The organism is Vibrio artabrorum (assembly GCF_024347295.1).
GTDB classification, from domain to species: Bacteria; Pseudomonadota; Gammaproteobacteria; order Enterobacterales; family Vibrionaceae; genus Vibrio; species Vibrio artabrorum.
The window spans coordinates 968,695-988,547 of record NZ_AP025459.1 but is presented as its reverse complement, the minus strand read 5'-3'; the positions used below and the strand labels follow the sequence as shown (position 1 = coordinate 988,547).

Annotated in this window: 18 protein-coding genes and 2 pseudogenes; 11 read left to right on the top strand and 9 right to left on the bottom strand. The window is 43.5% G+C overall.

Annotated features, from left to right (window positions below; all coding sequences use genetic code 11):
* Positions 1 to 119: 119 nt before the first annotated feature.
* Positions 120 to 530 carry an alternative ribosome rescue aminoacyl-tRNA hydrolase ArfB gene (arfB, locus tag OCU36_RS18420; RefSeq protein ID WP_261839952.1) on the top strand — a complete coding sequence of 137 codons (411 nt, stop codon included), beginning with the start codon at positions 120 to 122 and terminating at the stop codon, positions 528 to 530.
* A gap of 30 nt (positions 531 to 560) precedes the next feature.
* Here arfB and OCU36_RS18415 read toward each other — a convergent pair whose 3' ends face one another.
* Positions 561 to 890, bottom strand: coding sequence for a helix-turn-helix transcriptional regulator (locus OCU36_RS18415; RefSeq protein WP_261839951.1), 330 nt, complete (start codon positions 888 to 890; stop codon positions 561 to 563).
* A gap of 189 nt (positions 891 to 1,079) precedes the next feature.
* On the opposite strand from OCU36_RS18415, the gene OCU36_RS18410 reads away from it, so the two are divergent.
* Positions 1,080 to 1,403, top strand: coding sequence for a hypothetical protein (locus OCU36_RS18410; RefSeq protein ID WP_261839950.1), 324 nt, complete (start codon positions 1,080 to 1,082; stop codon positions 1,401 to 1,403).
* Between the two features lie 102 nt (positions 1,404 to 1,505).
* Here OCU36_RS18410 and OCU36_RS18405 read toward each other — a convergent pair whose 3' ends face one another.
* The 3 genes from OCU36_RS18405 to OCU36_RS18395 form a co-directional block, all read right to left on the bottom strand.
* The gene (locus tag OCU36_RS18405) at positions 1,506 to 2,558 is read right to left on the bottom strand and encodes a S1 family peptidase (RefSeq protein ID WP_261839949.1); all 1,053 of its coding nucleotides are present in this window, start codon (positions 2,556 to 2,558) and stop codon (positions 1,506 to 1,508) included.
* 260 nt (positions 2,559 to 2,818) lie between these two features.
* Entirely contained in the window at positions 2,819 to 3,952 is a 1,134-nt protein-coding gene (gene gcvT / locus OCU36_RS18400) for a glycine cleavage system aminomethyltransferase GcvT (RefSeq protein ID WP_261839948.1), read from the bottom strand.
* Between the two features lie 442 nt (positions 3,953 to 4,394).
* The gene (locus tag OCU36_RS18395) at positions 4,395 to 5,018 is read right to left on the bottom strand and encodes a helix-turn-helix domain-containing protein (protein WP_261839947.1); all 624 of its coding nucleotides are present in this window, start codon (positions 5,016 to 5,018) and stop codon (positions 4,395 to 4,397) included.
* A 417-nt stretch (positions 5,019 to 5,435) separates the two neighbouring features.
* Here OCU36_RS18395 and OCU36_RS18390 point away from each other — a divergent pair, with 417 nt between their 5' ends.
* From OCU36_RS18390 to OCU36_RS18365, 6 genes and pseudogenes are all read left to right on the top strand, one after another.
* The gene (locus tag OCU36_RS18390) at positions 5,436 to 6,728 is read left to right on the top strand and encodes a serine hydroxymethyltransferase (RefSeq protein ID WP_261839946.1); all 1,293 of its coding nucleotides are present in this window, start codon (positions 5,436 to 5,438) and stop codon (positions 6,726 to 6,728) included.
* Positions 6,729 to 6,779: 51 nt separating this feature from the next.
* Positions 6,780 to 7,160 carry a glycine cleavage system protein GcvH gene (gene gcvH, locus OCU36_RS18385; protein WP_261839945.1) on the top strand — a complete coding sequence of 127 codons (381 nt, stop codon included), beginning with the start codon at positions 6,780 to 6,782 and terminating at the stop codon, positions 7,158 to 7,160.
* A 92-nt stretch (positions 7,161 to 7,252) separates the two neighbouring features.
* Positions 7,253 to 10,132 carry an aminomethyl-transferring glycine dehydrogenase gene (gcvP, locus tag OCU36_RS18380; protein WP_261839944.1) on the top strand — a complete coding sequence of 960 codons (2,880 nt, stop codon included), beginning with the start codon at positions 7,253 to 7,255 and terminating at the stop codon, positions 10,130 to 10,132.
* Between the two features lie 407 nt (positions 10,133 to 10,539).
* A complete protein-coding gene (locus OCU36_RS18375) occupies positions 10,540 to 10,785 on the top strand; it encodes a type II toxin-antitoxin system CcdA family antitoxin (RefSeq protein ID WP_261839943.1) in 246 nt (81 codons plus the stop codon).
* The gene (locus OCU36_RS18370) at positions 10,785 to 11,102 is read left to right on the top strand and encodes a CcdB family protein (RefSeq protein ID WP_261839942.1); all 318 of its coding nucleotides are present in this window, start codon (positions 10,785 to 10,787) and stop codon (positions 11,100 to 11,102) included. The genes OCU36_RS18375 and OCU36_RS18370 overlap by 1 nt, the downstream gene beginning before the upstream one ends.
* A 71-nt stretch (positions 11,103 to 11,173) precedes the next feature.
* Positions 11,174 to 11,515: pseudogene (locus OCU36_RS18365) on the top strand (IS110 family transposase); the annotation flags it as partial.
* Here OCU36_RS18365 and OCU36_RS18360 read toward each other — a convergent pair.
* Positions 11,504 to 11,761 (bottom strand): annotated as a pseudogene (locus tag OCU36_RS18360) (type I-F CRISPR-associated endonuclease Cas1f); the annotation flags it as partial. The pseudogenes OCU36_RS18365 and OCU36_RS18360 sit on opposite strands and share 12 nt — an antisense overlap.
* 227 nt (positions 11,762 to 11,988) lie before the next feature.
* Here OCU36_RS18360 and OCU36_RS18355 point away from each other — a divergent pair.
* Complete coding sequence (locus OCU36_RS18355) at positions 11,989 to 12,114, top strand: hypothetical protein (protein ID WP_261840768.1); 126 nt, start codon at positions 11,989 to 11,991, stop codon at positions 12,112 to 12,114.
* A 598-nt stretch (positions 12,115 to 12,712) separates the two neighbouring features.
* Positions 12,713 to 14,095, top strand: coding sequence for an MATE family efflux transporter (locus OCU36_RS18350; RefSeq protein WP_261839941.1), 1,383 nt, complete (start codon positions 12,713 to 12,715; stop codon positions 14,093 to 14,095).
* Between the two features lie 211 nt (positions 14,096 to 14,306).
* On the opposite strand, the gene OCU36_RS18345 is transcribed toward OCU36_RS18350, so the two are convergent.
* The 4 genes from OCU36_RS18345 to OCU36_RS18330 all read right to left on the bottom strand — a co-directional run bounded on the left by OCU36_RS18345 (position 14,307) and on the right by OCU36_RS18330 (position 18,820).
* Positions 14,307 to 14,684, bottom strand: coding sequence for a VOC family protein (locus tag OCU36_RS18345; RefSeq protein ID WP_261840745.1), 378 nt, complete (start codon positions 14,682 to 14,684; stop codon positions 14,307 to 14,309).
* 478 nt (positions 14,685 to 15,162) lie between these two features.
* Positions 15,163 to 16,500 carry a family 4 glycosyl hydrolase gene (locus tag OCU36_RS18340; protein ID WP_261839940.1) on the bottom strand — a complete coding sequence of 446 codons (1,338 nt, stop codon included), beginning with the start codon at positions 16,498 to 16,500 and terminating at the stop codon, positions 15,163 to 15,165.
* Positions 16,501 to 16,543: 43 nt separating this feature from the next.
* On the bottom strand, positions 16,544 to 17,971 hold the full coding sequence (locus tag OCU36_RS18335; RefSeq protein ID WP_261839939.1) for a PTS transporter subunit EIIC: 1,428 nt from the start codon (positions 17,969 to 17,971) through the stop codon (positions 16,544 to 16,546).
* A gap of 9 nt (positions 17,972 to 17,980) precedes the next feature.
* Positions 17,981 to 18,820 carry a carbohydrate deacetylase gene (locus OCU36_RS18330; RefSeq protein ID WP_261839938.1) on the bottom strand — a complete coding sequence of 280 codons (840 nt, stop codon included), beginning with the start codon at positions 18,818 to 18,820 and terminating at the stop codon, positions 17,981 to 17,983.
* Between the two features lie 174 nt (positions 18,821 to 18,994).
* Between OCU36_RS18330 and OCU36_RS18325 the strand changes: the two genes are divergently transcribed.
* Positions 18,995 to 19,696 (top strand): GntR family transcriptional regulator, encoded by a 702-nt coding sequence (locus OCU36_RS18325; protein ID WP_261839937.1) that lies wholly within the window; start codon positions 18,995 to 18,997, stop codon positions 19,694 to 19,696.
* Positions 19,697 to 19,853 lie beyond the last annotated feature (157 nt).

Genomic DNA, 19,853 nt, shown 5'->3' with positions numbered 1-19,853 from the left:
ATTCCTTATGCATCGTTAAAACTGTTTTTCATCACAGAGATCCATCTGTGAGAAAGTTACTGATACCTTAAGCAACATTCAGTATCATGAGTCCATATTACCGTTCAACATGGATGTTTATGTTACACATCTCTAACTCTGTTTCGATTCAAGACTGGGAACTTCAATTAACGGCGATCCGAGCACAAGGCGCCGGTGGCCAAAACGTCAATAAAGTATCGAGTGCTATCCATTTACGTTTTGACATCAATCATTCTACCCTACCAGATTTCTATAAAGAGAGACTCCTCGTACACAAAGACAGCCGTATCACCAAAGATGGCGTGATTATCATTAAAGCGCAGCAGTACCGGACTCAAGAACAAAACCGAGACGATGCTTTAGCACGCTTGAAAGAGTTGATCCTAGAGGCAACAAAAGTGCAAAAAACAAGAAGAGCAACCAAGCCAACGCGTGGATCTCAGAAAAGACGCTTAGAATCGAAAAAGCAAAGAAGCACCACCAAGCAACTTCGTGGAAGAGTGAGCTAATTGGCTGATACCCTGCCTCATCGAATCACATCACCGATGCAGCGAATGATGTTTTTTGACCGAGAGAATTAGCTTTATCAATAGCATCCGCTCTTCACTGTTCAATAAACGACTGGCAGCAGTCACATCTTCCGCGGTCGTTTGAGACACACCGACCACATCAAGCACGACATCCAAATCTGTGAGTTTCAAGGTTCTCATAATCGAACGATATTGAGACATTTTGATATCGGCCTCACCCCGTTCAATACGCTGATAAGTTTTCAAACTCATCCCGGCACTTGAAGCTAATTTTTCTTGCGACAAATGAGCTTGCTTTCTACGCTCAATCAACGCCATCACGATAGGCTCTTGTGACATAAGCTTTCCCTCACTGGACAGTTATGACCTAAATTCAGCAAGAAGCAGACCATATTGACTAACAGCCGTTTACATAAGCCATTAACAGCCTATTATGCAGCCGATAAAAACGTTACGTTTCATCATGATATCTATCATAAACGTGCAAGCGAGTGAACTTGAATATCAAGTATTAGGGAATAATAGAAATTGCAAATTGAGAATGACAAAGACGTACAGTTGGAAATTGCGAATCAATATGAACTGGCCTTTCCTTGCATTAAACAAGCATTAAAATCAAAAAATACGCTGAGCGAGATCAAAGTGATTCAGCATAGGCTGTTAACCTACAAAGAGATATTGCTTCATCAGAATATGTTGAATGAAAACGAACTAAAAAACGCTTTTTCAGCATTGAAACCCAGTGAGAAACGGACGGTGCAAGCGGGGATAAAAACGATTGATGACACAGTTAAAGAGATTGATGACATCATTGAAAAATACAGCAGGAAAGTGATTCTAACCTTGAGTTAGACACTCATTAGATGACCAAAAAAGTTTGCTTACCCCTTTAAGGATGATACCAATCACAGTAAGTCGACACGCGTCGACTTACCCTCTATGTAAAACGCGACGTTATGCCACTTTTCTCATTCCTGTGACCAACATCAGCATACCGAGCAAAGCAAATGAAATACTGCCACCACTGCTTGAACCAAACGAAATTGGTCGGTTTACATAGGCTGATCGTTTGGCATCCGTTGAGACAAACTTAGCCGTTTCATTACCAGCAACCACACTAACAATCCAATTTTTATAGTCATAGATTTCAGTAAATACAGACGTCACCTTACGGTTACCACCACATATTTCTGGCCCAAAACTGGTGATTCCAACTTGCTTGTAATCCGCGCCATCTTTCCAATACACGGGGCCACCTGAATCACCTTGGCACGTACCACCATATAATTTTGTGGCTTTACTATAGTCCCCGATAAAACAAATTTGTTTATCCGTTAAGTTTGAACCTGCCGAGAACGCTGAGGCACAAGTCGCGTTATCTACATAATTCAGGTTAGCCTTCTGCAGCAAAGTTGTCCCGTCAAAGCCTGAACGCGTATCACCGTGCCCTACAGCAACAAAGTCATGGACACCCATACGATAATCATCGTTTAACGGAGGATTAACCACATCGTTAACTGAATCGATATTGAGTGCACTTTCCAGCTTTAAGATGGCAACATCATTTGGTAATAGCTGGTTCAAACTGTTCGAGTAATCATCGCGATAATACACCTCAGAGACTCGGACTTTTTCAACGTTTCCATAAGGGAATTGCGAGGTATCTTGTAATTGAGGGATGACAACCGTAAATAACTGAGCCTCCTTATCGCCATAAATACAGTGTGCTGCCGTTAAAATATGCGTAGGATCTAAAATTGTTCCGCCACAGTAGGAGCCAACGGAGTAAAGACCATCATAATCAATACGATCAATAAACAAGCTTGCCATTGAAGGAAAATCCGTTACCGATGCATTGCTACCATTAACGATATAAGGCGTTACCTCGACGTTAGGAGCCGCTTCGAGCGTATTTTCTGCCGCCATAACACTTGACGTGACAATAAATGGCGCTAACAGCCCCAAAACGGCTTTGTGAAGCGGACGCATTATATGGTTGATAGACATAGATAACCCCTTGTAACCCTTACTACTTATTGACAAGAATGATGAATCGACACAATAGCACGTCGCACCTTTAGTATAGTAACAATTTGTAAGAGGTTTACCACAACGCTTACTTTATACATCCATGTCTAGGCCGCCGTTTCCAATGATATTCAACCGAGTTGATACCGCCCAATCGACAAAAAGCCTACTGTTAATATCCTCAATAAATTGAGTAACAGTAGGCTTTGGTTAAATTGGTGATCTTTTCTTAAAAGCGATTAGCCACGGTAGTAACGCTGAGGAACGAATGGCATTTTTTCTACTGTCATTGGCAGTTTCTTACCACGCACTTCAGCGAAAACCTCAGTACCAATCACCGCGAGGTCGCTACGCACATAGGCCATAGAAACTGGCTTACCCGCGTTAGGCCCAGCCGTACCGCTGGTTACCACACCAATCTTGTTATCTTCGGCATCAAACAATTCAGCACCTTCACGGACAGGTGCCTTAGTTTGACCAACAAGCCCAACACGCTTACGTTGAACATCTTTGGTTGCGATTTGCTCAAGGATGATATCGGCACCCGGGAAACCGCCTGCACGCTCACCATCAGTACGACGAACTTTTTGGATGCCCCATAAAAGGCTAGCTTCTACTGGTGTTGTCGTTGTATCTAAATCGTGACCGTATAAACACAAACCACACTCAAGACGAAGGGAATCACGAGCACCAAGGCCAATCCACTCAACTTCAGCTTCTGAGGTTAGCTTACGCGCCAATGCTTCTGCGTGATCGTTAGGAACTGAGATCTCGTAGCCATCTTCACCGGTATAACCACTGCGGCTCACGATGCATTCAACGCCATCGATATCGATTTTTTGCACATCCATGAACAGCATCTCTGCAACGCTTGGTTGGAAACGAGCAAGAACCTCAGACGCTTTAGGGCCTTGAAGTGCTAACAGAGCGCGGTCATCAATCACTTCCATCTCGACATCAGCAGGAAGGTGTGCCGTGAGATGATCGATGTCCTGTGCCTTACACGCTGCATTGACAACAACAAATAGGTGATCGCCTAGATTAGCAACCATCAGATCGTCCATAATGCCGCCCTGTTCATTGGTAAAGAACGCATAGCGCTGCTTACCGGAAGGAAGGTCAATAATATCGACAGGAACCAAAGATTCTAAGACAGCTGCGGCATTAGCGCCATGAAGACGAAGTTGCCCCATGTGAGAAACATCAAAAAGACCGGCAGCAGCACGAGTGTGTAAGTGCTCTTTCTTTACACCTAATGGGTACTGAACGGGCATATCATAGCCAGCGAAAGGCACCATTTTTGCGCCCTCTTCAACGTGAAGTGCATGCAGCGGTGTTTTTAGTAGGTCTTGATGAGCGTGTTCTTGAGTCATTTTATTCTCCATGAAGCATGCAGGCTTTCCTATACCAAGCCTGCCACTTATATCTCTATGTCGAGTCGTCCTAACGAGTGTGAATTCCATTAGAAAGAGCAGATAGCAAAAAGGATGTCTTTTACTCAGGTCTTATCGTTAGCGTTATAAATAAAGGCTGCGATCAAAAACCTTTACCAATCACTTTTAATCATTCACTTCCGTAAACTTGAATCGACATGAGTAAACCGTGTTTATTATAATAAACAAGCATGCGACAATTTTGCCCCCTTAACAAGATGAAAACAGATCAAAATGTGACAGTTAACCCATTGGAAGCTCGATATCGCCCGATAAAAGAGATGATATTGAGTGGTTTTAGCACAACACCTCGCCAATTTGGTCACATTAGTCGCGTTAGCAAACGGTTGCATTCACTATAGGAAATTCTCATTTTGTTGATTTATTTTGCGGTCACCCACAAAATCAGCGCATCTTCTGAGCTAGTGGATATCAGCATGTGTCCCATATTCGCGTCGTAATATAAGCTATCGCCTTCGCTCATAGGAACGGGTTCGTAAAATTCTGAATAGAACATTACATCGCCAGAGATAATCATCAAAAACTCTTCACCATCGTGACGCACCCAATCATTGTACTCTTCAAAAGCACGAGCTCTTACACGGCTTTTAAACGGCATCATCTTCTTATTAGAAAGTTCAGTGGCAAGCAACTCATGTTCATAAGTTGGAGTGGGATGAGGTTTTCCTTGGCCAGCCTTGGTTAAATCTCGACGCCCAGTTGCGACTTTTTTCCTTGGTGGTTCAAAGAGTTGAGGCATATCGATTTGCAAACCTACCGCCAACTTCTGCATCGCTTGAAAGGTTGGTGAAATTTGTTCGTTCTCAATTTTACTCAATGTTGAACGTGCTAATCCGGTACGTTGACTCGCCTCTTCCAGCGTGATTCCGAGCTTACTGCGGATATCTTTTATGCGCTGACCCAATTTAAGAGGCTCAATATTCTGATCTAGCGTTTCCTTCGCCAAGGTTAAAGATGGGTACTCATCGTAGATGTCTTCTGACATAGGTCCCTCATTCGTATTGTGCATTTTATCTATTCATTTGATTGTGGCATGAAGCACTTTATTGATTAAAGAGTAGTCTCAGAAATAAAGCGTGCTCCCTGTAACAAAATAAGAAAAACTGTTTCCTATTGGAAATTATTGTTGAAAATTGAATTTAACAGGGCTATGTTATCGACTTGTTAGCTGAAAACATACCACTTAAGCTAGCAAAAATGAGTGTTTTGAAATTTGTAATAGTTGTTTTTCACCCGATTTTTGGGTACCAATTCGTGCTGCATCGCCCCTACAATGATCGATTTGACGCAATAAAAGTATGTTTATACCACTAATAATGCAAACGATTCCGATGCAGAAATTAATGTAAGACCTAATGGATTATAAAAACAATCACCATTAGCTTAATGAAAGGTCTCGACAATGAACGCTTACCAAAACCATAGCTTAGACAGCTTTTTCACTACCAACTTATCGGCAACCGATGACGCTGTGTTTGCCGGAATCCAAGCAGAGAACACTCGCCAAAACGAACAAATCGAACTGATTGCGTCTGAGAACATCGTTTCTAAAGCCGTAATGCAAGCACAAGGCACCTGCCTAACCAACAAATACGCAGAAGGTTACCCAGGCCGTCGTTATTACGGCGGTTGCGAGCACGTTGACACGGTCGAATCCATTGCGATAGAACGCGCCAAACAGTTGTTCAAGTGTGAATACGCAAACGTACAGCCGCACTCGGGCGCTCAGGCAAACGGCGCAGTCAAACTTGCCCTACTTCAACCGGGCGACACCATTCTTGGTATGTCTTTAGACGCTGGTGGTCACCTGACACATGGGGCACGTCCTGCCATGTCAGGTAAGTGGTTCAATGCGGTGCAATATGGTGTTGATCGCGACACACTTGAAATCGATTACCAAGCCGTTCGTGCTTTAGCTATCGAAAGCCAACCAAAAATGATTATTGCAGGGGGCAGTGCCATCCCACGCGTGATTGATTTCGCTAAATTCCGTGAAATCGCGGACGAAGTTGGCGCTATCCTAATGGTCGATATGGCACACATTGCTGGCCTTATCGCGACAGGTGCCCACCCTAGCCCTCTACCACACGCGCACGTCGTCACGACAACAACACACAAAACATTGCGTGGCCCACGCGGCGGTATGATTCTGACTAACCACGAAGACATCAACAAAAAGATCAATTCTGCCGTGTTCCCGGGTCTACAAGGCGGCCCGCTGATGCACGTTATCGCGGCTAAAGCCGTGGCGTTTGGCGAAGCGCTTGGCCCTGAGTTTCATACTTATATTGATTCAGTGATCAACAACGCAAAAGTTCTCGCTGAAGTGTTGCAAACTCGCGGTTGTGACATTGTGACTGGCGGTACGGACACGCACCTAATGCTGGTTGACCTTCGCCCTAAAGGCTTGAAAGGTAACGTAACAGAAGAAGCACTAGAGCGTGCGGGCATCACATGTAACAAAAATGGTATCCCCTTCGATACAGAAAAGCCGATGGTGACTTCTGGTATTCGTTTAGGTACGCCAGCCGGAACCAGTCGTGGTTTTGGCGTTGAAGAATTCAAACTTATCGGTGAATGGATCGGCGATGTACTTGATGGCTTAGTTGAAAGCCCTGAAGGCAATGCTGAAGTTGAGCAACGTGTTCGCAAGCAAGTTAAAGCGCTTTGCAAACGCTTCCCTCTTTATCGTTAAACCGTTTTTAAGATTTAAATTAAAACCTCATAAATTTTTGGAGAATAAGCAATGGACAATACACTAAAGTTTGCAGATAGCCACGAGTGGGTAAAAGACAACGGTGACGGCACTGTAACTATTGGTATTTCTGAGCACGCTCAAGAGCTACTCGGTGACGTTGTGTTTGTTGACCTGCCTGATACTGACGACGAAATTGAAGCGGGTGAAAGCTTCTCTCTCGTTGAATCAGTAAAAGCAGCTTCTGATATCTACGCACCAATCTCTGGCGAAATCGTAGAAATCAACGAAGAGTTAGAAGATAGCCCAGAGCTTATCAACGAAGAACCTTATGAAGGTGGTTGGATTGTTAAAGTGAAGATGTCTGACCCGTCTGAACTCGATAACCTTAAAGATGCGGAAGAATACCTAAGCGCTATCGAAGAAGACTAATTAGGTACCCTCATTACGTTAAAAGCTGCTCTTTGGAGCAGCTTAATTTTAAGGGCTAGCTCACGGCTCCAAAGAGAAAGTAGAACGATATCATGACTGAATTACTTCAAAGCCAATTACTGAAAGACTTGGATACCCAACACGAGTTTGTTGCTCGTCATAACGGCCCTAATAAAGCAGACCAGCAAAAAATGCTTGAAGCGATCAACGCAACGAGCTTAGACGCGCTGATCGACGAGACGGTTCCAGCACAAATCCGCCTTGAAAAACCAATGACACTGGCTGCGCCAATGAGCGAAATGGATATGCTGACCTCTCTTAAAGAGATCGCTAACCTAAACCAAGTGAAACGCACCTTCATTGGCCAAGGCTACTACAACACATTCACGCCAAACGTTATTCTACGTAACGTATTAGAGAATCCAGGCTGGTACACGGCTTACACACCATACCAACCAGAGATTTCTCAAGGTCGCCTTGAAGCTCTACTGAATTACCAACAAATGGTCATGGACCTAACCGGTATGGAAATCGCAAACGCATCCCTTCTTGACGAAGCGACCGCGGCTGGCGAAGCAATGACACTGTGTAAGCGTGCCGGTAAAAGCAAGAGCAAAGTATTCTTCGTTGCTGACGATGTTCACCCTCAAACACTCGAAGTGGTGAAAACTCGTGCTAAACACATCGGTTTCGAAGTCATGGTCGGTACGCTTGAAACACTGCCAGAACAAGACGTATTTGGTGCGCTTCTTCAATATCCCGGAACAACAGGCGAAGTTCGCGATCTAACCGATATCATTGCAAAAGCTCAAGCCAATAAAACACTGGTTACAGTGGCGACCGATCTACTTGCCTCTGCTCTATTGAAACCGGCTGGCGAAATGGGCGCAGACGTCGTTATCGGCAGCGCGCAACGTTTCGGCGTTCCTATGGGTTACGGCGGTCCACATGCGGCATTCATGGGCACTCGTGAAAAGCATAAGCGCACCATGCCGGGTCGTGTTATCGGTGTTTCCATCGATACTCACGGTAATCAAGCGCTGCGTATGGCCATGCAAACTCGTGAGCAACACATCCGCCGTGAAAAAGCAACATCCAACATCTGTACTGCTCAAGCACTTTTGGCAAACATGGCCTCTTTCTATGCGGTATACCACGGTGCAAAAGGCCTTCGTACCATTGCTCGTCGTACTCACCACATGACAGCTATCCTAGCGGCTGGCCTAACTAAAGCCGGTTACGAGCTAACAAATAACAGCTTCTTTGATACCATCACGCTGAACACAGAAGACAAGACAGATGCACTGTACGCAAAAGCGCAAGCAGGTGACATCAACCTTCGCCTTCTTAAGGGTAAGATCGGTATCAGCTTAGATGAAACAACAACGATCGACGACGTAAATGCCCTATTCGCTATCTTCGACGTGAAAGAAGACGTTCAAGCACTCTCTTCTGACATTGCATCCAACGAGTTTGCCGCTATTCCAGAGAACTGCCGTCGTGAGTCAGAGTTCCTAACTCACCCAGTCTTCAACACCCACCACAGCGAAACGCAAATGATGCGTTACCTAAAACAGCTTGAGAACAAAGACTTCTCACTCACGCACGGCATGATCCCACTGGGCAGCTGTACGATGAAGCTGAACGCTGCTGCTGAGATGATTCCAGTCACATGGCCTGAGTTTGGTTCTATCCACCCATTCGCACCGATTGAGCAAGCTGCTGGATACACTGCACTAGCAAAAGATCTTAAAGAGAAGCTATGTGAAATCACCGGTTACGACGACTTCTCACTACAGCCTAACTCTGGTGCATCTGGCGAATACGCAGGTCTAATCGCGATTCAACGTTACCACGCAAGCCGCGGTGAAGCTCACCGTAACGTTTGTCTGATCCCAAGTTCGGCGCACGGTACTAACCCTGCAACAGCGTCTATGGTTTCAATGAAGGTCGTCGTTGTTAAGTGTGATGAAGATGGCAACATCGACATGGCAGACCTAGCAGCGAAGATCGAGAAGCACAAAGAAAACCTATCAAGCATCATGATCACTTACCCTTCTACGCACGGCGTATACGAAGAGCAAGTGAAAGAAGTGTGCGAACAAGTACACGCAGCGGGCGGTCAGGTTTACCTCGACGGCGCGAACATGAACGCTCAAGTAGGCCTAACTTCACCTGGCTTCATCGGTTCAGACGTGTCTCACTTGAACCTACACAAAACATTCTGTATTCCACACGGCGGTGGCGGTCCGGGTATGGGTCCTATCGGTGTTAAATCGCACCTAGCTCCTTTCCTACCAGGTCACATCGAAAACGGTGTACAAGGTTCGGACTACGCGGTTTCAGCTGCCGATCTAGGTAGTGCTTCCATTCTACCTATCTCTTGGGCTTACATCGCAATGATGGGCGAATCAGGCCTAACAGACGCAACCAAAGTAGCGATTCTGAACGCGAACTACGTGATGGAGAAACTACGCCCTCACTACCCTGTTCTTTATCGTGGTATTAATGGCCGCGTCGCGCACGAATGCATTATCGATATTCGTCCACTAAAAGAAGACACAGGCATCAGCGAGGAAGATATCGCGAAACGTCTCATGGACTTCGGTTTCCACGCACCGACAATGTCTTTCCCAGTAGCGGGCACATTAATGATAGAGCCGACTGAATCGGAAGATTTGGAAGAGCTAGACCGTTTCTGTGATGCGATGATCGCCATCCGTGAAGAGATGGCGAAGGTTAAGAATGGTGAATGGCCACTGGATAACAACCCGCTTGTTAACGCGCCACACACTCAAGTTGACCTTTCAGGCGCAGAATGGGATCGCCCTTACTCTCGCGAACTGGCTTGCTTCCCATCGAAAGCAACGAAAAACGCGAAGTACTGGCCGACGGTTAACCGTGTAGATAACGTATATGGCGACCGCAACCTAATCTGCTCGTGCCCAAGCATCGACAACTACGAAGATTAGTTTTGTAGATTGAGGATGACTGATTAAGTTGGTTAACGATTTAATGAAGATGGTTATCTTAATGTAGTTGGTTAATTCCTAATAATTCAAAAGCGAACCCTTACAAGGTTCGCTTTTTGCTTTGTGGACAATCTGGCGTTAATCAAATTAGAGGCTCATTAACTCGAAAATGGACAGAACCTTGCCAGTTACATTACTAAATTAGGATATAACCGATTAGTTGAAGTATAGGAAGTTAACGCACAATTAAGATGTGAGCCACGCTACCACTGCACTCTACTTGGACGCCGTAAACACTAAACTAAACCCAAAATGCCAAGCGTGGGGAATCACTCTTAAATTGTTTGTTATATGCCTTTCGTGCACCTATACTTAATGCGCACTAAAAATACGCATAGGTAATTATCATGAGAAACTCATATAGTACGCAAGCACCCAAAAAGGCTGCAAACTTAAGCTTAAACAGCGAACTACTCGCTGAAGCTAAGCGACTAAACATAAACCTCTCTGCAACAATGGAAAAAGCTCTTGAAAAAGAAGTGAAACAACGCCGTAAAACTGAGTGGTTAGAGCTCAATGCAGATGCGATTAGCGCTTGCAATGAACTAACAGAAAATCACGGCCTGTTTTCCGATTCTTACCGAGTATTCTAATGTCACAATTTTCACTATACCAAAATAACAATAAAAGCACTGCTACCGCTTACCCATACTTTGTTGATGTTCAAAGTGAAATGCTTGATACGCTGAATACCCGACTGGTGATTCCCTTAACACCGGTTGAAATGTTAGAGAAGAAAGCCCCTACCCACCTGTGCCCAGTGATCCACATTGATGAAGGCGACTTCGTAATCCTAACTCATCAAATGGCGAGTGTTCCAACTAAAATCCTGCGTGATCCTGTGAATGAGTTGAGCACTTTTAGAAATGAGATTATTGCTGCTATCGACTTTCTGATTACTGGCATATAACGAATGACATGGATCCCCCCCTTACGAGGATCTGCCACACTTATGTGGTACTTAATTGCACCGGAGGCACCATGTCTGATTTTTCTTATTTCTGCAGTATCGACCTAGCTAAAAACCACTTCAGTCTTCATGCCGTAGACCAAAATGGTAAGGTCATACTTCATAAGTCGGTAACTCGCTCTAAACTACTGACTACAATAGCAAATATGCCACTCATGCGTATAGGCGTTGAAGCGTGTGGTGGTGCACATTATTGGGCAAGAACACTCAATAAACTTGGGCACGACGCCCGCATTATGGCCGTTAAATACGTAATTCCTTATCGAACTAAAGGAAAGAACGACCTTAATGATGCTGTTGCCATATGCGAAGCTGTTCAGCGTCCATCAACTCGCTTTGTACCCGTAAAATCCCATCAGAACCCCAGCTTTTGCTAAATCCCGCATTGCCGCTTGCGTAATCGATGTGCCCGTACCTAGCATGATCGCGGTCGTGTTTGCGATAGGAATATTCCAATAAAGACTTTCTTTACCTTGGTCGGTAACATATTCAACTCGCCCAGCATTGACCAATACACGACAATGCTGCAGGTAATAAAGATTGGCACGCTTGGAGTGTAGGATCGTTTTCAGATCGCTCGGACTCATTACTTTGGCCATAGATTCACCTAATGACTAATGTTAAGCCCTAGTTTCACTCAAATCTTTCTAACTTATCGTGATGTGTAATACATAATCTTCACCGTATTGCTCCCCATCTCTGCATTGATATCACTTCAAAGGCCAACCCAATATTTCGCTTTTTTTAATTCTAGATTTCAAATTATGTGGCGAATTAACCATTGACCTTACCGTAAGGGAAAGGTTTAAGGTGAGTGAAACCAACAATGAATAAGGAGACGACGATGGGATGTTGTAATAAGGCGCCAAAAGGTGGTGCACCACTCGGCTTACTGCTAAAAGTGATGCTTGGCATCGGTGTTTTTGTGTTTGTACTGGCCATGTGGCAGTAGAAGCACTTTGGGTATTGGCACGAACTTTAACGCAAAGATAAGTCAGCATAGGGTGCCAAAAGTATATTGGCGCCCTATTTTTTTGTTAACTCTACTTGGCGAATAGTTGAGCGTAATGGGCGCGGTAGCACATCCAGAAAGCGTCAATACAGCCAAAGATAATCCGATTTTTTGATACAACATTTTGATTCCTTGTCGTTTTTTAGTGATGCAGTGCTTAATATGAAACTAAAAGCGAATCGACCGACAAATGGTTTCAATATCGTGTTTTTGTCTAGCCGGTAATTTCACTAATTGTACTCACCTCAGCTCATTCATAACAATAACTTATACCTTTCAATTTAGTGATTTGCCTAGCAAATAACAAAGTTGCACCATCGGTATATTTATTAAGAAAACATACGCTTATATAAACGACAACAGAATTGAAGCCGCTATATCAGGGATATCCAACTTGATCGCTGATACCCAGTAAATCGAATGCTTGACCCTAAACTATAAGGTGTTTATATTATCGCCGCCCAACGGGGCACATCCTAAAATGCACACCGGCCATCCTGCCATCATTCGTGTATTTATATTGGTGTTGTGAACTTCCATGCTAACGAAACTTCGTCCTTTTACTCGTGAATCGGGTGCGCTTATGCACCTTTCGATTCCAATCATTTTGACTCAAATAGCTACCCAAGCGATGGGATTTGTCGATACGACAATGGCTGGCCAAGTAAGCCCTGCCGATCTCGCGGCGATCGCACTTGGTACCAGCCTTTGGATTCCTGTGTTGTTATTGCTGCGTGGCGTGATTATGGCGCTAACGCCTGTTGTTGCTTACCACCGAGGCGCACGAGACTTTCAAAGTATCTCTGTTGAATTCTTCCAGATGGTTTGGCTCGCATTAATTGCTAGCGTCCTGCTTATCGCCTATTTAGTGAGTGCGAAACCGATCTTAGAATGGATTGGAGTGGCCGCTGAGATCATTCCGATTGGCAGCGACTATGCTTTTGCCCTCGCCTTCGGTGTGCCGGGTATTGCCCTGTTCTACACTTTGAATGGCTTTTGCGAGGGCATGAACAACACCAAAGTACCAATGATCATCTCAGTGGTCGGTTTGTTAGTGAATATCCCGGTCAACTACGTACTGATCTACGGTAAGTTTGGCTTCCCTGAAATGGGCGCTGTGGGTTGTGGTTGGGCGACAAGCATAGTGTATTGGCTAATGTCGGGAATGCTCTATTCCTACATTAAAGGCCACCACCAATACAAAAATATCATTAACTTTGCAGACGCCAAGCCAAAAGCAAAAGAGATGATTCACCTTTTAAGGTTAGGCTTGCCTATCGGAATGAACATCGCGGTGTGTGGCAGCATATTTGCCGTTATTGCGTTGATGATTGGTCGTATAGGTGCAGAGAACGTGGCGGCCGCGCAAATTGCACTTAACATTTCAAGCCTGACTTATGTGATTCCAATGAGTATCTCATTTGGCATTACGATTCGCGTTGGACACGCGTTAGGAGAAAAGGATGAACTTAGCGCAATAGAACGCAGCAAAGTCGGCATCGTGGTTGCTGCGTTAATTTCGTTGCTCTCGGTTGCAATGTTCCTTCTATTCCCAGAGTGGATCATTAGACTTTACACCACCGACCCTACGATAAGCGCAACCGCAGCAGTGTTGTTGACGTTTACGGCTATGTACCAATTCAGTGATGCGCTGCAAACGTCTGCGAATGGTGCATTACGTGGTTATAAAGACACGAAAGTCCCGATGATTTTAGCGATCGCTTCCTATTGGGGCTTAGCACTGCCCTTAGGTATGGTGCTGGGCTTAACAGACGGCATTGTTCCAGCGATGGGTGAAGAAGGTTTTTGGATTGGTATTCTAACGGGATTAAGCGTATCGGCTGCGCTGATGTTGATTCGCTTGCGATACGTGATTAAGAAGCGTGACTTGCCATCAGCAAATGTTTCAATAGCAAGCTAAGATCGACCAATAAGCTAATACAAAAAAGCGCGTTATTGCCACTCGGTAATAGCGCGCTTTTTCTATTCAAATCAACGTTAATCTAAACAGAGTCGTTTAGTTGATCCGATTAACACCCGTGATTCACTTCACGCACTGTACCTTCACAACCACCAACCGGACATTCATTGCCCGTAACTCAGCCAACAAAAATATCGGTATAGTCTAAAATTTAGTAATTCGAAACTTCAATCAGATTACCATCAGGATCACGAAGATAAACCGAGACAATTTTTCCGATTGCACCGGTTCGTGGCACCGGTCCCTCTTCGATGACGATGCCCTGCTCTTGGATATGTTCAACTACTTCAGCAATTGGGGTATTGGTAATAAAGCAGAGATCTGCACTACCGACTTGTACACGGCTTGCCTTTGGTTCGAACTCGCTACCACTGAGGTGTAAATTGATCTTCTGCGTCCCAAATGACAACGCCAATCGACCCTCGCCAAATTCGATGGGCTTCATTCCAAGCACTTTTTGGTAAAAATCGACCGTAACTTGTAAATCACTCACGGTTAATACCAAATGATCCAACTGACTGATTTCCATCATTAGCTTCCTTGTAAATAAGAGTGGTGAGCGCTTATTCCGCTGACGCTGTATATTTCGTCCATATTTGAACAGAACCATTAAAGCTCATCTTAACAACGTTCTGAGGATGAGTTTACTATAGTAATCCGAACACAAGACGATGCATACAAAGAGAAAGCATGTATACGTTAATAAATGCGTGGTGAGTTATCTGAAAGTCGTATAAAAAGCCCAGCATAACTGGGCTTTCGTTGCCTATTAGCTTCGGGGAACAAAGTCGAGCACTGAATCAAATGACCATTGTGCGGACCATGCGCCATTGGGTACAGCCGTCACTTTTGGTGCACCGTTCGCGTCTTCAGTATTGATGACAGAATTCGACTGGTCAGTGCAACTGTTCTGGATGCGGTAATAGCTTTCATACTTCACCTTTCGGTTTATTATTATGAGTGATACGTTAAGTACCCCACGACATAAGCCGAGGGATACCAAACTGTTATTCGTAAAACTTAGGGTTCCAGAAGTCTCTATTTGCGTCTAAGAGATCGTCAAAAACAGCTTGCCCAACTCGATGTGAAGGAACGGTTTTATTCAATAAAATCGATTGAATCGCCTTTTCCTTAGAGCCTTCCAAACAAGCTTCTACCGCTAGCTTTTCATAACCTTTTTGCATTTCCATCATGGCTCGATGGAATACTGGCACATAGCCAACAGCAACCGGCTCAACACCGCTTGCTCCTATATAACAAGGAACTTCAACAACAGCGTCATGATCAAAATTACCGATAGCACCATTGTTTTTTACATTAACGATGAAACGATCTTTCTTGTCATGAATGATTGAACACGCAATATCGACGATATAATTACCATGATGACCACTCACAAGTTCACAATCGCGAGTCGATTTATTGCTAATAACACGACGGCATTCTTCATAGACTTTCACCTCTCGCCCCGCAAGTACATAATCTGCTCGGGTAAATTCATGATCAAATTGTTCCATCATTTCATCATGGAAGTAATAATATTGAAGGTACGTCAAAGGTAGGTATTGCGGGAATGCCTTAAAACCTTTGATGATATTATTATGCGTTTTTTGCCAATAATCGTCGTGTTCACCATCAACAGTGACATCTTCGAACTCTGTAAGCTGTCCAGAAAGCACATCATCACGAAGCTTAGGAAGTAAGTCATTACCATCCTTATCATAGATGTGGGTGTACCAACCAAAGTGATTAAGACCAAAGTACTTGAAGGTTAAATCGCTCTCCTTGAATCCAAGGTAATCGGCTATCACATCTTGCTGACCAATTGGCATATCACAAATACACAGCATTTTTGCGTCAGGAAACTTACGGTAGACCGCTTCTGAAACCATGGCTTCTGGGTTGGTATAATTCAACAACCAAGCATTAGGACAAACTCGCTGTGCCACAGCTACTAGCTCCAAAATCGCAGGAATAGCTCGCAAGGCAAAAGAGAATCCGCCTAAACCACATGTCTCCTGGCCGATAATGTTATGTTTGTAGCAGATATGCTCGTCTATTGAGCGTTGCTCATTTTTCCCTGGTCTTATTTGAATGAAGACAAAATCGGCTCCGGTCAGCGCCTCTTCAATGTCAGTCGTCCAAGTTGCCTTAATGTCAGGTCTGACCTCAGACAGATAAATCTCATTAAACTCCCCCATTAACTTCGCACGTTGATGATCGACATCGTGCAAGCACAGCTCTGCTAATTTAAGTTCATCAGCCTTCTCGACCATCGCAGCCAAAATCCCAGGAGTGTGGCTCGCACCTGAACCAACGATTACGATTTTTTTGCCTTTATTCATCTTCAATACCCTTTGTGCAAATGCACTTAAATTTCCAAAATAGTTAAGCTTCTAAAGCCCGATCAAATTCTTTCATCACTTCAATCACTTCAGTACCGATAACGATCTGAATCGATTTATCACCCATTCTTACTACACGTTTTGCTCCCGTGCGCATGATGGCTTCTTCATCAATAATGGATGTATCATGGAGTTCTAAACGGAGACGAGTCACACAACAGCCAGCTTCATCGATGTTTTCTCTGCCGCCAACAAAGGCCAGAAGCTTTTTCGCCATATATGCATAGTTGCTATGAGAGAGTTTTAGCTCTTCCTCTTCTTTAGTACGCTCAGCACCATAATCAATCTCAGGTTCACGCCCTTCGATTTGATAGTCATACTTTTCAATCATGAATTTGAATGAAAAGTAGTAGATAGCAAAGAAAGCCAATCCCACTGGGATGATCATCCAACTGTTATTACCCATATTGAAATTGGTCACATAGTCGATTGCTGTAAATCCGACAGCAAATCCAAGACGCACATCAAGCATGTATAAAATCAAGCCAGCAAGGCCTACAAAGAACGCATGCATAAAGTAAAGCGGTGGCGCTTTGAAGATAAAACTGAATTCAAGTGGCTCAGTAACACCTGCAAAGATTGATGTTGCAGCACCGGCACCATAAAGAGCTTTGGCTTTTTCTTTTTGACTTTCCTTTGCGGTTCTGTACATCGCCAAAGCGGCGCCCGGAAGACCGAATAACATAGGAACGTAGAACATAGCTAGAATACCGCCAGCAGTTGGATCTCCCGAGATAAAGCGAGGGATTTCCCCCGTCACGACGGTACCGGTAGAGGTGACATAACTTCCAACTTCAAAAAACACATACGAGTTGATGACATGATGTAACCCGAATGGAATCAGAGAACGGTTTAGGAAACCAAATAAGAATGCACCTAGAGCACCAGCACCTAGCAACGCAACAGCAAAAGCGTCTAAGCCAGATTCCACCGGTGACCAAACCTGTGCGAACAATAAGCCAAATGGCACGGCTGCAAGCGGAGCAAGCGTTACGACAAATTTTTCACCCGTGAAAAATGAAAACATACTAGGCGTTTTCCAGTCACGGCTATAGTTGTATAGAATCGCGGTTGCTGAACCAACAATTATCCCTGCAAATATCCCCATATTTAAATCTGGGTTCACGAAGGCCAACGCCTTTTTAAAGACCATCAGAGCAAGAATTGCACCTAATATCGTTGTTGTCTTATCCTTTGACTTAGTGAATGCAACCGATGCACCCACTACAAAGAGTAAATCCATATTGCCAAAAATGACGTCTGCGGCCATTCGTAATAACTCAGAATCTATTAAGTCTGGCTGACCAAATCGGGACAATATACCTGCAACAGGTTGTGCGACAATGGGGATAAGCATTGCTCTGCCCAGCTTGGAAAGCTGGTTATTTATCTTTGATAGTATTGGTAGCATTTTTATTTCCTAAAGTTCTTTAAAGGTACATAGTTCACAGTTACTGTTGAAATATTCAATAAGACGCTTATTAGTTAACGCTTTTGTTTCGTAGATTCTTGGGATATTAAAACTGGAGTTTTCCATGATTTCTCTATCGATGTAGGCTGGATGCCACATAATTTCCACGGCTTTATTTCCTTTAGCCAACTCGAGAGAATCTATAATTTCGTCGACTATTCTCTCTTCTAGGTCGCCGCTTTTATTTAGTGAATTCCCCTTTCTTAAATAAGGTTCTATTAATAGAGAGTTGCATGGTATTGCTTCACGCATAAAAATATCCATGCCTATATTCGCTATTTCTTTGGTATACCCTGTTGGTAAGTCAAGAGCCTTAAGTTCAACCGTTTTTACGTTTCTAATGGCAATTCCAAACTCTTTGGCGAGTCGGATAGTTATCGCCATATTATTTTTATATCGATGTATATGGTGGTGGGAGTCTAGGTGAGTTGGTTGTATTCCTGAAGCAATGACTTTCTCTATTTGAGCCTTAAATTCTCGGTAGACTTCATCATCATCAACCGCAGAATCATCCTGCTCCCAGAAACTAATTTTCTTAAACGTTCCACATTTTTCTGTCAGTGTTTTATGGTCTGAAAGTAGTGGTCTTCCACACGTTAAGGTGCAATGAACACCAATGGCTAACTGGGGATTTTGTTTTGACAACTCTACGGCATGATCAAACCCATCCATATGTGCCATTATCGTCGCAGAGTTCAGAATCCCATAACGATGCGCATCGATGATTCCATAATTTATTGCGTTTGAATATCCAAAATCGTCAGCGTTATTTATTACACGTAGCTTCATATTTTATCGCCCCAAATGGTGTAATTTATTGGTTGAGGCAATACTAGCAGTGACAATGTGCGTAAAATTTGATCAACCTCACGATATAACCTGAGCTACATTTGTTATGTCATTTATGAGACATATAATATAAGTTGTATGATCTTGTCATATAAACAATGAGGTAAATAAGTCATGAAAACCCTTCTTTATGAAAGAGTTAGGTCTGAAATAGAACAAAGAATTGAGCAACGCCTTTACGAAGCCGGAGAGAAATTACCGACAGAAGCTGAGCTATGTAAAGAGTTTAATGTATCGAGAATTACGATTAGAAAAGCAATGAAAATGCTCTACGAGTCTGGAATCATAATTGGTGTTCGTGGCAGTGGTAACTTTGTCAGAGAGCATCACTCTCAAATGTACAAATATCGTCTAGATAGCTTTGCGGAAGAAAATATTTCAAGCGATTACAAGAACAAAGTCATCAACTTTACTTTAATCCCTGCTCCAAAAGAAATCGCTCAATTATTGAAGATCGGTAATGACGAGTATGTACATCACGCTAAAAGAATCAGATTCAAGGACGGGAAACCCATTCAACTTGAAGAGTGCTGGATGCCTAAATCTCTTTTCCCTGACCTTAGTGTTGCAACGCTAGAAGGGTCAAAATATCATTATATAGAAAATATAAAGGGCTATGAAATAGAGAAGGATGATCAGACCTTAGTTCCGATATTGCCAAGTAAAGACATATGTAAAGAGTTAAACATTAGTAGACATAAGCCAATATTAAAAATATCAAGTGTTGGCTACTTAACCGATGGCAATCCATTTGAAGTATCAAGGGTATACTTTAATACTCATGGCTATAACGTAACGATTGTTGCCACTCGTTAAATTCACTTTCAATAAATGGGCAACACTATTTTATGGGTTTAATTTAACATAACAAGACATTACTTATCTGATCGAACACGACAAATGCAAACCTAAAAACTTAATTTAAATTTACTTTAACACTGTTATTACCGAATAATTTCAGATGAACAGTAAA

Excerpts from the sequence above, each read along its gene's own strand:
- arfB (WP_261839952.1), top strand. The coding sequence starts at position 120 with ATGTTACACATCTCTAACTCTGTTTCGATTCAAGACTGGGAACTTCAA.
- OCU36_RS18415 (WP_261839951.1), bottom strand. The coding sequence starts at position 890 with ATGTCACAAGAGCCTATCGTGATGGCGTTGATTGAGCGTAGAAAGCAA.
- OCU36_RS18405 (WP_261839949.1), bottom strand. The coding sequence starts at position 2,558 with ATGTCTATCAACCATATAATGCGTCCGCTTCACAAAGCCGTTTTGGGG.
- gcvT (WP_261839948.1), bottom strand. The coding sequence starts at position 3,952 with ATGACTCAAGAACACGCTCATCAAGACCTACTAAAAACACCGCTGCAT.
- OCU36_RS18395 (WP_261839947.1), bottom strand. The coding sequence starts at position 5,018 with ATGTCAGAAGACATCTACGATGAGTACCCATCTTTAACCTTGGCGAAG.
- OCU36_RS18390 (WP_261839946.1), top strand. The coding sequence starts at position 5,436 with ATGAACGCTTACCAAAACCATAGCTTAGACAGCTTTTTCACTACCAAC.
- gcvH (WP_261839945.1), top strand. The coding sequence starts at position 6,780 with ATGGACAATACACTAAAGTTTGCAGATAGCCACGAGTGGGTAAAAGAC.
- gcvP (WP_261839944.1), top strand. The coding sequence starts at position 7,253 with ATGACTGAATTACTTCAAAGCCAATTACTGAAAGACTTGGATACCCAA.
- OCU36_RS18375 (WP_261839943.1), top strand. The coding sequence starts at position 10,540 with ATGAGAAACTCATATAGTACGCAAGCACCCAAAAAGGCTGCAAACTTA.
- OCU36_RS18370 (WP_261839942.1), top strand. The coding sequence starts at position 10,785 with ATGTCACAATTTTCACTATACCAAAATAACAATAAAAGCACTGCTACC.
- OCU36_RS18355 (WP_261840768.1), top strand. The coding sequence starts at position 11,989 with ATGAATAAGGAGACGACGATGGGATGTTGTAATAAGGCGCCAAAAGGT.
- OCU36_RS18350 (WP_261839941.1), top strand. The coding sequence starts at position 12,713 with ATGCTAACGAAACTTCGTCCTTTTACTCGTGAATCGGGTGCGCTTATG.
- OCU36_RS18345 (WP_261840745.1), bottom strand. The coding sequence starts at position 14,684 with ATGGAAATCAGTCAGTTGGATCATTTGGTATTAACCGTGAGTGATTTA.
- OCU36_RS18340 (WP_261839940.1), bottom strand. The coding sequence starts at position 16,500 with ATGAATAAAGGCAAAAAAATCGTAATCGTTGGTTCAGGTGCGAGCCAC.
- OCU36_RS18335 (WP_261839939.1), bottom strand. The coding sequence starts at position 17,971 with ATGCTACCAATACTATCAAAGATAAATAACCAGCTTTCCAAGCTGGGC.
- OCU36_RS18330 (WP_261839938.1), bottom strand. The coding sequence starts at position 18,820 with ATGAAGCTACGTGTAATAAATAACGCTGACGATTTTGGATATTCAAAC.
- OCU36_RS18325 (WP_261839937.1), top strand. The coding sequence starts at position 18,995 with ATGAAAACCCTTCTTTATGAAAGAGTTAGGTCTGAAATAGAACAAAGA.